Consider the following 12,406-nt stretch of genomic DNA (forward strand, 5'->3'; position numbering starts at 1 on the left):
CACCTACAAACGTTGGCCGAGCAAGGCTCGTAACGGAGTGAGAAGGAAAGCCCAAAGACCTGAGCGGGTGGCGCTGATTTGCGGCAGTGGTTGCTGACGCGAACGGAGGCTGATCGGGCGTAATCCAGGCAGTGAGCTGTAGGACGGCGCCTTGACCGGCCGCCACGAAGGCGGCGCCGTGCGCTTCTCGCCGAGCAACGAACGCCGCAACAAGGTGCCGAAAGCCAGGCCTGGTTCAGCCTTGCCGACCACGTTTACCGGCGCGTCACTGAACAACCGCGCGATCAGCCGGCGCCGAAGCGTTTCGTCAAGGTCGACGAACCTCAAGCCCAAACGGTCCTCGCCGTGATGACGCATGACCTCGATATCCAGCCAGCCAAGTTTATTGATCCATACCTGCCCCCGCAGCCCGGGCTTGATCAATGACGCAACGGCACAGGAAATAGAGGCGCCACTCAGCGAAATATCCACCAGTTGGCCCGCCAGGGTTTTGCCGGCGAAGCGCAATCCACTGGGTTTATCGAAAGGAAAGCGCTCTTCGCCGTGCAAGCGCGGCCGGTCAACACACGCCACCAGGGTGGCCAGGTTGTAGATCAGCGCGACCACCGTCCAGCACAGGTTGAACAGCATATTGCCGTCGAACGCAGCCGCGTTGCTGATGGTGATATAAGCGCCTATTTGCGAGAACAGTGTCAGTGCAAAAAAGAATCCGAACAGTTTCCAGTGGACCGTTGTGCGTGAACGATCCAGGCCCTTTGCCGTGACCTTGAAGGGGCGCCCGAACGGCCGGACCATGGCGCTGATAATCGTCGCCGTCACCGCCAGTGAGGCGACGATTTGGGTGACCTCGGTAAAAATCGGCAAGGTTCGCCGGTCAGTGACCCACGTCCCGTAGCCCCAGAATGCAATCAACGCCGGCATGCCGAAGGCCATGAAATCCGCCGGATGAGCGTAGAACCCGGCAATACCGAAATACCAATACAACACCGGCGACACCAGCATCATCAGGATGAATGGCTTGGAGAACCAGTGCATCAAGCCATGCACGAAGTGCAGCCGTTCATTGAGTGAGTAGCCACGACCGCGCAAGGGGCCCTCTTTGAGCAGCGCGACCTGGATCGTCCCCAGGCACCAGCGCCCACGCTGATTGATGTACTCGGTCAACCCCTCGGCGGACAAGCCGATCGACAGCCGCTCATTCAACCAGCGGGTGACGTAGCCTTTTTGCTGCAGACGTAAGCTGGTGTAGATGTCTTCGCAGACCGAACCCGTCGGAAAGCCACCCATTTCAGTGATCAGATCACGCCGCACGACAAACGAAGTGCCCACGCAAAACGCGGTATCCCAACCATCCTTGGCCGGCTGGTAGACGTCGAAGAACACTCGCTGCTCATCGACCCAGCAATTGGATGAACCGAGGTTGTGCTGAATCGGATCGGGGTTGTAGTAGAACTGCGGCGTCTGCACCAGGCCGACCTTGGGGTCTTCGAACAATCCCAGGGTGCGCATCAGGATCGGCTGCTGCGGGGCGAAGTCGGCGTCGAGCACCAGTATGTACGGCGCATTGCTGCTGGCCGCCGACAGACGCAGGCCGTTGTTCAGGTTACCGGCCTTGGCGTGGGAATTATCGGGACGTCGGGCGTATTGCACACCGACCTCGGCGCAATAGTCACGCAACCAGTCGCGGCGGGTATCGTCGAGCACCCAGATAGTCACGTTGGGGTAGTCGATCGCCTGGGCGGCGATGATGGTTTTTTCCAGGATCTCGAGGCCTTCGTTGTAGGTGGCAATGAACACATCCACCGCCGGCACCGAGTGGCCCAGGGCGCGCAAGCGTTGTTCCCCGGCATCGGCACTGGCGTGGTGATCCGAGCGACAGAGCAGGACGATGATCGAAAATAGCGTGTAGCCGATCGCCAGCATTTCGAAAAACAGGAACGTGTAAGCCCAGACCGTGGCAAACCCTGCGTGTCCATCGGGCAAGGTGTCGCGAATCCGCCAGGCCACGTAATTGATCAACAACAGCGCGGTCAAGGCGCCGAAACCGGCACGTGCCGCCCATTGATCACGGTGCGTCAGGCTGGCGAACAGAATCACCGCGACCACGGTCCAGAAATTGATTTGCACAAGTTGCAGCGTGTCCAGTGCCTGCATGTCAGTCAGCCTCTTGAAAACCGGTAAAGGGGTTGATGCCGGTAGCAGCGATCGCGGCCCATGCTGTAGCGCCCAAGTGAGGCAGGTGGTAATAGAAAAAGTCGTTGGTTGTTGAGTCCGGGCCGATGGCCAACCCGGTGCTGATACGCGGGGCGGGTGTTGCAAACAGCCAGCCATTGCCGGCCTGTTGGGCCAGCAACACATTCCACAGCGGCTGCGCCTTTTCCTTCATACCGCTCAAGCCCGCCACGGCGGCGGTTTGCGCGGTGCCCTCGGTCCATAAACCGTCCGGGTCGCGGTTGAAGCCATACCCGGCACCCGAGCGGTGCGCCTGATCGACAAACGTGAAGACGCGTCGCCAGTCCGCAGGAGGATCACTCAAGGCGATCAAAGGCCAGATCTGTGCGTCCAATCCCGAACGCTGACGATCCGAGGTTCGACCATCCTTCCCGGTGCCAATCAGAAAGCGCCCTTCCCCCGCATCCCACTGACTCGACACGAATTGCCGGGCAATCTGCGCCTGGTGCGCCGAGCCCGGGTCAGGCGCAACCGTGTTGAGTGCAGCCCAGGCCGCCGCCAGGTCGACGTTGTGTTCGGTGGACTTCCAGGTCTGCTGGATCTGCTTGGGGAAATACCCGTAGTAACCGCCGCTGAAACCAGCCGGAGCCTGTCCGTCATAAGTGTTTTTCCCGGACCACTGCAACACCCTGCGAGCGGCCTCCAGGTAGGAGGAATCACCGCTCTGGCGCAACGCCTCCAACAACGCCAACGCGGCCCAGGCCTGATTACCGGTGGCACTGCTGACCTGATAGGCGTCCTGATTCCAGGCATTGCGCTCGATGCTCCAATAGCCTGGCAGGCGCATCGACGACGAACCCACCGGGCCTGCCGCGTAGGCATTGCGCAAGCGTCCATCCTGATATTCCGGGTCATGAGTCGTGGCGAAAGCCAGTGCATCGGCAATCCGTCGCGCCGACTCGGCTTTACCACAGGCAAACAAGGCGATGCTGGCCAGAGCGTTGTCGTAGGTGAACGCAACCCCACGCAACGCCTGGATCGGCGCCGGCTGACCATCCAGCGGCGGGTAGCTGGCCAGCAACACCGGCCCCTCCGCTTGCGATTGCACCGCATGATCCAGCGCTGCACACGTCATCGCCGCCAGTTGCGGCTTGGCCGGCGTCGCCAGCGCAGATCCCCCGCTGCTCATCAGCATCACCCCGATCAGGCCCGGCAGCCACGGCCATTGCACAACGTTGCGCGGACTCATGAGTGAGACACCTCGGCACTGGCCCACATCCCTGGATTGCAGGTCATGGCGCGCTGGCTGTCGGTGAGGTCAGCGGCAAAAGTACCGACGACGTACACCGAGTTCTGCTCGGCAAACGGGAAAGGAACGCTGTAGCTGTTAGGGCGAATATCCTTGGTGCTGGATAACAACTGCACGACATTGGCCTTGAGTGGTTCGTCCAGGCCATGGATTCTCACCGTCAGGACACTGTCGTGATCAATCTTGCTGGCCATGCGTTCAGGAAATACTGCAACGACATAGCTTTCTTGGCAGTTGGTGGCGCGCAGCAAGGTCGACCCGGCCTGCACCACCGTCCCTTGGGGCGCCAACAGCTCTTGAACGGTGCCGGACGAATACGCCGTGACCTCATAGCCAGCCGTCAACTTGACCCGATTCTGTTCGGTTTCGATCAGGTGGTTGAGATTGTCGAGTTCGCGTTGATAGGTCTCGCGGTTGCGGGCCTGATTTTCCAGGCTCAGTTTCAGGGTGGTCATCTGCGCGCTGAGGTCAAACATGCGCAACTGATCAGGGTCAAGGTAGACCTGCTTATTGGCGGCATTGACATCACCGTCATTGATTCGCAGCTGTGAACGGACGGACTCTGCCGCCCCCTCCAACGAGGCCAACTTGGCTTTCGAGGCGGCGACGACCGCGCCACTGACCGCCCCTTGAGTGAACAACTCGAGGTTGCGATCGAGGGTTTCCTGTGCGTCCGTCAAGCGCGCGCTGGCGGCAGTGCTCTCGGCCTTCAGCGCACGTTGTGCATAGAGCTGACGAGTATGAAACGCCGATTGATAGCGCTGACTGGTTTTCTCCAGTTCGTCGTAATACTGCTGGTCGTGCTCAGCCTGGCTGGCCGATGATGATAGCTCCTGCTCCAGGGTCAAACGCCGGGTTTGCAGGGTCAACAATGTCTCCTGGTTAGCCCGCGGGTTTTCAACCACCGCAATCTTCTGGCCCTGGGCGAAGGTCGAACCGGGTTTGACCTCAAGCGAATTCACCACGCCCTCGATAGGTGTCGTCAGCAGAATGACCGGTGCATTCAAAATTGCCCGTGTCGCCGATGTCGACACCAGCGGCATCAGCAACGTCGAGAGCAACAGCCAGATGATAAATACCAGGACACCCAAGCCCACCAGACGCGGCAACAGGGACCATGAAAAAAACCTTGAGCGTTCTTCTGCCATGTTTAATTCTCCCAATAAGCCATGAATACACACGGCTATATGTCAGCACTGCGCAGCCGTCATGCCCGATTAGAACGTAACCGCGAAACACATTAAGCAGGATCAACGAAAGCGGATCATCAACTCCCCGGACAGCAATAAAGCCAGCACGGTTTATTTAGATTCAGTGTGATGTGAGCAGGAATAAGTTCCCTGTCTTTTTGGAGTATTAGTTGCCATCATGACGCACATTAAAACGCCACCATCTTTAAAACAGCACTGCCAAAGTTGTGCCAAAGTTGTAAAAGTCACCGTGAATACTTGCCCGACAGTACAGGCTATTTGCTGTCACCCAGCCCCGGCCGATGCCGACGCTGACAGGGGGAGACACTAATTTCAGCACTAGTCGCTGTCAAGCATCGAGCCATTCAATAAAATGGCGTCAATTATTGAACGCGCCCTGTATTGGATCCACGCAAAGCAAGTAACAGCACTCGCCCATTGCAACTGCTTATTTTATTTGAGGATTTTTTTATTATTGAATTTTTATAGCTGTGACATGTCGGGATTTACAGCGCTCTGATTGGGCAGGCATCAAGAATAAAACGATATAACTACACCACACCGACCGGACATAGCAGACGACGCATGAACACTTCCAATTTAATAGATGATGTCTAATTGCTCCCTATAATGAACCGCTGCACATGAAAACGCCCCGACAAGTCGGGGCGTTTTCATGTGCAGCCAAGGCTTAGCGCAGCAACGCTGGCGGGTTCACACCGGCCGCCACTCAGTTCTCTGCCAGCTCACTCAGGATTCGATGCGCCAGACGAACCCGGGGCTCGTTGGGGTAACTCTTGTTGGCCAGCACCACGATGCCAAACTTCTTCTCGGGGACGAAGGCTGCATAAGCAGAGAATCCGCCGGTCGAGCCGGTCTTGTTGACCCAGACTGCCTCCTGGGGTGCCAGGGGCGGGTTCAATGCCGTGACGACATGGCTGTCGTAAATCATCTTGTCGGCGTTGCCTTCAACCAGTGCACTCAGTTGCACCGGGTAGTCGTACTGCTCCCAGATCAGGTCTTGAGTCATCGGCCCCACCTGGAAATAGCCCTTGTGCGTTTCCATCAGTGCGCGCCCAAGTTTTGCTTCGACCTTCGCGACTCCCAGATTGGCTTCGACAAAGCGAATCAGGTCCGTGGAGCTGGTTTTTACCGAGTAGGCCTCGTCACCCAGCACACCGGAATTCAACCTGACCGGGACATCCTGCTTGTTGTAACCCTGAGCATAGAGCGACAGCTTGCTCGCCGGGATGTTGATGAAGCTATTAGGCATACCGAGTGCCGGGAAGAGTCGCTGCTCCAGCGCCACCGCGAACGGCATCTTCATGCTGATCGCCGTAATCATGCCCAGCGCCCCGATGCTGGGGTTGGCATAGGTTCGTTGAGCACCCGGCGCATACGTCGGCTGCCACGCCTTGAAGTAGTCCATCAGCTGTTGGTTGTTCTGTACCTGATCAGGTACCTGCAAGGGGAAGCCGCCTGCGGTATGGGTCGCCAGGTTGATCAGCGTCGCTTTATCGAACGCGCTACCCGCAAGCTCGGGCAGGTACTTGCCGGGGTGGTCAGTGAGTGAAAGCTGACCGTTGACCTCGGCGTAGGTCGCCAGGGTGACCGTGAAGGTTTTACTGATCGAGCCGATTTCAAACAGTGTGTCGCTCGTGACCTTCTGCTGTGTTTCCTTTGAGGCCACGCCGAAATTGTAGAATTGCTGCTTGCCATTGTCGGTCACCGCAATGGCCAGGCCGGGAATGTTGTACTGCTGCATGACCTTCTGAGCGGCATCTTGCACGATGCGATCGATAGCCGACGGTTCGGCATTCGCCATGGCGAGGTTACCGAAAGAGACGGTGGCCGCCAGCAATAGCAATGCTGCGCAAGGTTTTCCGATAAAACGCATTCAATTTGCCCTCAAGTCTTTTTATTCGCGGACAAACCTATCACCTTGATGCGAAGGCTCCAGCAGCGATGTATCACAGAATGTTTCGCCAACGCGGTTGGCCGGCCAGACAAACCGCACAAACAAAAACGCCCCGACAAGTCGGGGCGTTTTCAGGTGCGGCTAAGGCTTAGCGCGGGAATGCTGGCGGGTTTACACCGGCCATGTCTTCCATCACGCGAACCACCTGGCAGCTGTAACCGAATTCGTTATCGTACCAAACGTACAGAACAACGCGGTTGTCTTGGGTGATGGTTGCTTCAGCGTCCACAACACCTGCGTGGCGCGAGCCAACGAAGTCGGTGGAAACCACTTCCTGCGAGTTGACGAAGTCGATTTGCTTATGCAGATCGGAGTGCAGCGCCATGTAGCGCAGGTACTCGTTCATCTCTTCACGGGTGGCGGCTTTCTCAAGGTTCAGGTTGAGGATTGCCATCGACACGTTCGGTGTTGGAACACGGATCGCGTTACCGGTCAGCTTGCCGGCCAGCTCAGGCAGGGCCTTGGCAGCAGCGGTCGCAGCACCGGTCTCGGTGATTACCATGTTCAACGCGGCGCTACGACCACGGCGATCGCCTTTGTGGAAGTTGTCGATCAGGTTCTGGTCGTTGGTGTACGAGTGAACTGTTTCAACGTGACCATTGACGATGCCGAACTTGTCGTTCACAGCCTTGAGCACCGGCACAATGGCGTTGGTGGTGCAAGAGGCCGCGGAAACGATCTTGTCGTCAGCGGTGATTTCACCGTGGTTGATGCCGTGAACGATGTTCTTCAGCTTGCCTTTGCCAGGCGCGGTCAGAACAACGCGGTCGATACCCGGGCAGGCCAGGTGCTGGCCCAGGCCGTCGGCGTCACGCCACACACCGGTGTTGTCCACCAGCAAGGCGTCTTTGATGCCGTACTGGGTGTAGTCCACTTCAGTCGGGCTCTTCGCGTAGATAACCTGGATCAGGTTGCCGTTGGCGGTGATGGTGTTGTTGGCTTCATCGATGGTGATGGTGCCGTTGAACGAACCATGAACCGAATCGCGACGCAGCAGGCTGGCGCGTTTGGTCAGGTCGTTTTCAGCGCCTTTACGCACAACGATGGCGCGCAGACGCAGGCCGTCGCCACCACCGGTTTTTTCAATCAGGATGCGCGCCAGCAGACGGCCGATACGACCGAAGCCGTACAGTACAACGTCGGTGCCTTTACGTGCGCTAGCGTTCTGCTGGCCTACAACGTCAGCCAGTTCTTCACGGACGAACTGCTCGGCAGTGCGGCCTTTGCCTTCGGCCTTGAATTTGACCGCCAGCTTGCCCAGGTCAACCGAAGCGGCGCCGAGCTTGAGCTCGCTCATCGCTTTGAGCAGCGGGAATGTTTCGTGAACGGACAGTTCGGCGTCATCGGACTGACGATGGCGAGCAAAGCGGTGAGCTTTGAGAATCGCGATGACAGACTGGTTGATCAGGCTGCGGCCATAGATCGAGCTCACCACGTTGTTATTGCGGTAAAGCTGACCGATAAGCGGAATCATCGCTTCTGCGAGTGCTTCACGGTCGATCCATTCACCAAGACACTGGTCGGGCTTCTGAGTCACGGGAACCTTCCACATGTAGGGGCTGAAAAAAGGGGCTACATTATGCCGCCGAGTCGTCTGCGGAGCAATGCACGCCTATCGCAACATGGTTTTCCTTTCGTCGGCAGTAGTCTGCAACTGACAGCCGGCACTTTCGCCCGCTACAATTACCGACTTTGTCGCAACGCTGGAGCTCAACCTTCCGTGCCCGTTCTGCGTCTACCGCTTCTCCCTGCCGCGGCAGGTAAACAGCATTGGGGCAACCTGCCCGGTGCCGCCCTGAGCCTGGCCATTGCCGAGGCCGCCAGCGCTGCCAAGCGCTTTACCTTGCTACTGACCGCCGACAGCCAAAGTGCCGAACGGCTGGAACAGGAGCTGAGTTTCTTCGCCCCCGATTTGCCGGTGCTGCATTTCCCGGACTGGGAAACCCTGCCTTACGACCTGTTCTCGCCGCACCAGGACATTATATCGCAGCGCATCGCCAGCCTGTATCGCCTGCCCGAGTTGAGCCATGGCGTTTTGGTAGTGCCGATCACCACCGCCCTACATCGCCTGGCCCCCACCAAGTTCCTGCTCGGCAGCAGCCTGGTGCTGGATATCGGCCAGAAGCTCGACGTCGAGCAAATGCGCACGCGACTGGAAGCCAGCGGCTATCGCTGTGTCGACACCGTTTATGAGCACGGCGAATTCGCGGTGCGCGGCGCGCTGATCGACCTGTTCCCGATGGGCAGCAAACTGCCCTACCGCATCGACCTGTTCGATGACGAAATCGAGACCCTGCGGACCTTCGACCCGGAAAACCAGCGCTCCATCGACAAAGTCGAATCGGTCCGGCTGCTGCCCGCCAAAGAATTCCCGCTGCAAAAAGAAGCCGTGACCCGTTTCAAGGCACGCTTCCGTGAGCGCTTCGATGTCGATTTCCGTCGCTGCCCGATCTTCCAGGACCTGAGCAGCGGGATTACACCGGCCGGTATCGAGTACTACCTGCCGCTGTTCTTCGACGAAACCTCGACGCTGTTCGACTACCTGCCGCAGGACACCCAGGTGTTCTCCCTGCCGGGCATCGAACAGGCAGCGGAGAATTTCTGGAACGACGTGCGCAACCGCTACGAAGAGCGCCGCGTCGATCCATCCCGACCATTGTTGCCGCCGGCCGAGCTGTTCCTGCCGGTGGAAGACTGCTTCGCACGTCTCAAGAGCTGGCCACGGGTGGTCGCCAGCCAGCAAGACGTCGAAACCGGTGTCGGCCGCGAACGTTTTCCCGCTACACCGTTGCCAAACCTGGCCATCGAAGCCAAGGCCAACCAGCCGCTGGAAGCACTGGCAAACTTCCTCGATGGGTTTTCCGGTCGTGTGCTGTTTACCGCCGAGTCGGCCGGTCGCCGCGAAGTGCTGCTGGAACTGCTGGAACGCCTGAAGCTGCGGCCGAAAACCGTCGACAGCTGGCCGGATTTCGTTGCCAGCAAAGAACGCCTGGCGATCACCATCGCACCGCTGGACGAAGGCCTGGTGCTGGACGATCCGGCCCTGGCACTGATCGCCGAAAGCCCGTTGTTCGGTCAGCGAGTGATGCAGCGCCGTCGCCGCGAGAAACGCGCCGACGCCAATAACGATGCCGTGATCAAAAACCTCACTGAACTGCGCGAAGGCGCGCCAGTGGTGCATATCGATCATGGCGTTGGCCGTTATCTGGGCCTCGCGACCCTGGAAATCGAAAACCAGGCCGCCGAGTTCCTGACCCTCGAATACGCCGAGGGCGCCAAGCTTTATGTGCCTGTGGCCAACCTGCATTTGATCGCCCGCTACACCGGCAGCGACGACGCACTGGCGCCGCTGCACCGCCTCGGCTCCGAAACCTGGCAGAAAGCCAAACGCAAAGCCGCCGAACAGGTGCGTGACGTCGCCGCCGAACTGCTCGACATTTATGCTCGCCGCGCGGCCCGCGAAGGTTATGCCTTCGCCGATCCGAAAGCCGATTACGCCACCTTCAGCGCCGGCTTCCCGTTCGAAGAAACCCCGGACCAGCAAACCACCATCGACGCAGTGCGCGAAGACATGCTCGCGCCGAAACCGATGGACCGCCTGGTCTGCGGTGACGTCGGTTTCGGCAAGACCGAAGTGGCGATGCGCGCGGCATTCATTGCCGTGCACGGTGGCCGTCAGGTGGCGATCCTGGTGCCAACCACCCTGCTCGCCCAGCAACACTACAACAGCTTCCGCGACCGCTTCGCCGACTGGCCGGTAACCGTGGAAGTGATGAGCCGTTTCAAGTCGACCAAGGAAGTGAATGCCGCGGTCGCCGATCTCGCCGAAGGCAAGATCGACATCGTCATCGGCACGCACAAACTGCTGCAAGACGACGTCAAGATCAAAAACCTCGGGCTGGTGATCATCGACGAAGAACACCGCTTCGGTGTTCGTCAGAAGGAACAGCTCAAGGCCCTGCGCAGCGAAGTCGACATCCTGACCCTGACCGCCACGCCGATTCCGCGGACGCTGAACATGGCGGTGTCGGGCATGCGCGATCTGTCGATCATCGCCACGCCACCAGCGCGACGCTTGTCGGTACGGACCTTCGTCATGGAACAGAACAAGAGCACGGTCAAAGAGGCCCTGCTCCGTGAGCTGCTGCGTGGCGGCCAGGTCTATTACCTGCACAACGATGTGAAAACCATCGAGAAATGTGCAGCCGATCTCGCTGAACTGGTGCCGGAAGCACGGATCGGTATTGGCCACGGGCAGATGCGCGAGCGCGAACTCGAACAGGTGATGAGCGACTTCTACCACAAGCGCTTCAATGTGCTGATCGCCTCGACCATCATCGAGACCGGCATCGACGTGCCGAGCGCCAACACCATCATCATCGAGCGTGCCGACAAGTTCGGCCTGGCGCAGTTACACCAGCTGCGTGGCCGCGTCGGTCGCAGTCACCACCAGGCTTACGCCTACCTGCTGACACCGCCGCGCCAACAGATCACGCCAGACGCGGAGAAACGCCTGGAAGCGATTGCCAATACTCAGGATCTCGGCGCGGGCTTCGTGTTGGCCACCAACGACCTGGAAATCCGTGGCGCCGGCGAACTGCTGGGCGACGGCCAGAGCGGGCAGATCCAGGCCGTCGGTTTCACCCTGTACATGGAAATGCTCGAACGCGCGGTGAAATCCATCCGCAAGGGCGAGCAGCCAAACCTTGATCAACCGCTGGGTGGCGGTCCGGAAATCAATCTGCGTTTGCCGGCGCTGATCCCGGAAGACTACCTGCCGGACGTCCACGCACGACTGATCCTCTACAAACGCATCGCGTCGGCGACCGACGAGGATGGCCTCAAGGACCTGCAAGTGGAGATGATCGACCGCTTCGGCCTGCTGCCGGAACCGACCAAGAACCTGGTGCGCATGACCTTGCTGAAACTGCAGGCCGAGCAACTGGGGATCAAGAAAGTCGACGGCGGCCCGCAAGGCGGTCGTATCGAGTTCGGCGCACAAACGCCGGTCGATCCGCTGGTGCTGATCAAGCTGATCCAGGGTCAACCCAAACGCTACAAATTCGAAGGCGCCACGATGTTCAAATTCATGGTGCCGATGGAGCGCCCGGAAGAGCGCTTTAATACAGTGGAGGCGCTGTTTGAGCACCTCACTCCAAAATCTGCTTGAAGGACGCCGCATGCGCCTGTTTCGCTCATTGACCCTGTTGTTGACCCTCGTAGCCCCGACGGCTTTTGCCGACAGCTTGTATCAGGTTGAAATGATCCTGTTCCGCCAGAACGCCGTGCCGGCCATTACCAGCCGCACCGCACCGGAAGACTGGGCTGCCGGCGCACGGCCGATCAGTGCCGACAGCCTGCGCACCCCAAGCCTCAATGCCGAGGCCGAAAAACTGCGCGCCAGCGGCGATTACACGGTGCTGCTGCACAAGGCCTGGCAACAGAGTCTCGGCGAGGACGCGAGAAAAATCTCGATCAGCGACGGCAAGGAGCACTTCGGCCAGTTTCCGATCGAAGGCTCGCTGAACCTGAAGCTCGGGCGCTTCACTGATGTCGATGCGAACTTCTGGGTCAACCAGTTCGATGCCTATGGCCGGGTTACCGCCAGCGAACGCCTGAAGCAGCAAAGCCACACCAAAAACGGTCAGCTCAACTACCTTGACAACGGCCACCTGGCGCTGCTGATCAAAATCACTTCGCTGACTGCACCTGCGCGTTCGCCAGTCCCTGACGTTCTCCCGGACTGATTGAAGTCCC

The 12,406-nt window shown here is 59.1% G+C and carries 7 protein-coding genes; 2 read left to right on the forward strand and 5 right to left on the reverse strand.

Annotation, left to right across the window (positions count from 1 at the left end; all coding sequences use genetic code 11):
* Positions 1-3: 3 nt before the first annotated feature.
* The 5 genes from AC1DIG_RS16785 to AC1DIG_RS16805 form a co-directional block, all read right to left on the reverse strand.
* Positions 4-2,154: a glycosyltransferase family 2 protein gene (locus tag AC1DIG_RS16785; protein WP_477768196.1), complete on the reverse strand. Its 2,151-nt coding sequence runs from the start codon at positions 2,152-2,154 to the stop codon at positions 4-6.
* 1 nt (position 2,155) lies between these two features.
* On the reverse strand, positions 2,156-3,421 hold the full coding sequence (locus AC1DIG_RS16790; RefSeq protein WP_477768197.1) for a hypothetical protein: 1,266 nt from the start codon (positions 3,419-3,421) through the stop codon (positions 2,156-2,158).
* A complete protein-coding gene (locus AC1DIG_RS16795; protein WP_477768198.1) occupies positions 3,418-4,629 on the reverse strand; it encodes an HlyD family secretion protein in 1,212 nt (403 codons plus the stop codon). The genes AC1DIG_RS16790 and AC1DIG_RS16795 overlap by 4 nt, the downstream gene beginning before the upstream one ends.
* A gap of 772 nt (positions 4,630-5,401) precedes the next feature.
* Positions 5,402-6,568 carry a class C beta-lactamase gene (ampC, locus tag AC1DIG_RS16800; RefSeq protein ID WP_477768199.1) on the reverse strand — a complete coding sequence of 389 codons (1,167 nt, stop codon included), beginning with the start codon at positions 6,566-6,568 and terminating at the stop codon, positions 5,402-5,404.
* Positions 6,569-6,737: 169 nt separating this feature from the next.
* Positions 6,738-8,201 carry a glyceraldehyde-3-phosphate dehydrogenase gene (locus tag AC1DIG_RS16805; RefSeq protein ID WP_477768200.1) on the reverse strand — a complete coding sequence of 488 codons (1,464 nt, stop codon included), beginning with the start codon at positions 8,199-8,201 and terminating at the stop codon, positions 6,738-6,740.
* A 168-nt stretch (positions 8,202-8,369) separates the two neighbouring features.
* On the opposite strand from AC1DIG_RS16805, the gene mfd reads away from it, so the two are divergent.
* Positions 8,370-11,819: a transcription-repair coupling factor gene (gene mfd, locus AC1DIG_RS16810; RefSeq protein WP_477768201.1), complete on the forward strand. Its 3,450-nt coding sequence runs from the start codon at positions 8,370-8,372 to the stop codon at positions 11,817-11,819.
* 10 nt (positions 11,820-11,829) lie between these two features.
* On the forward strand, positions 11,830-12,396 hold the full coding sequence (locus AC1DIG_RS16815; protein WP_477768202.1) for a CsiV family protein: 567 nt from the start codon (positions 11,830-11,832) through the stop codon (positions 12,394-12,396).
* The last annotated feature ends 10 nt before the right edge of the window (positions 12,397-12,406 follow it).

The sequence above is a fragment of the Pseudomonas sp. 05N431 genome, assembly GCF_056397005.1.

Coding starts and splice junctions, on each gene's coding strand:
- AC1DIG_RS16795 (WP_477768198.1), bottom strand. CDS start 4,629: ATGGCAGAAGAACGCTCAAGGTTTTTTTCATGGTCCCTGTTGCCGCGT.
- ampC (WP_477768199.1), bottom strand. CDS start 6,568: ATGCGTTTTATCGGAAAACCTTGCGCAGCATTGCTATTGCTGGCGGCC.
- AC1DIG_RS16805 (WP_477768200.1), bottom strand. CDS start 8,201: ATGTGGAAGGTTCCCGTGACTCAGAAGCCCGACCAGTGTCTTGGTGAA.
- AC1DIG_RS16815 (WP_477768202.1), top strand. CDS start 11,830: ATGCGCCTGTTTCGCTCATTGACCCTGTTGTTGACCCTCGTAGCCCCG.
- AC1DIG_RS16785 (WP_477768196.1), bottom strand. CDS start 2,154: ATGCAGGCACTGGACACGCTGCAACTTGTGCAAATCAATTTCTGGACC.
- AC1DIG_RS16790 (WP_477768197.1), bottom strand. CDS start 3,421: ATGAGTCCGCGCAACGTTGTGCAATGGCCGTGGCTGCCGGGCCTGATC.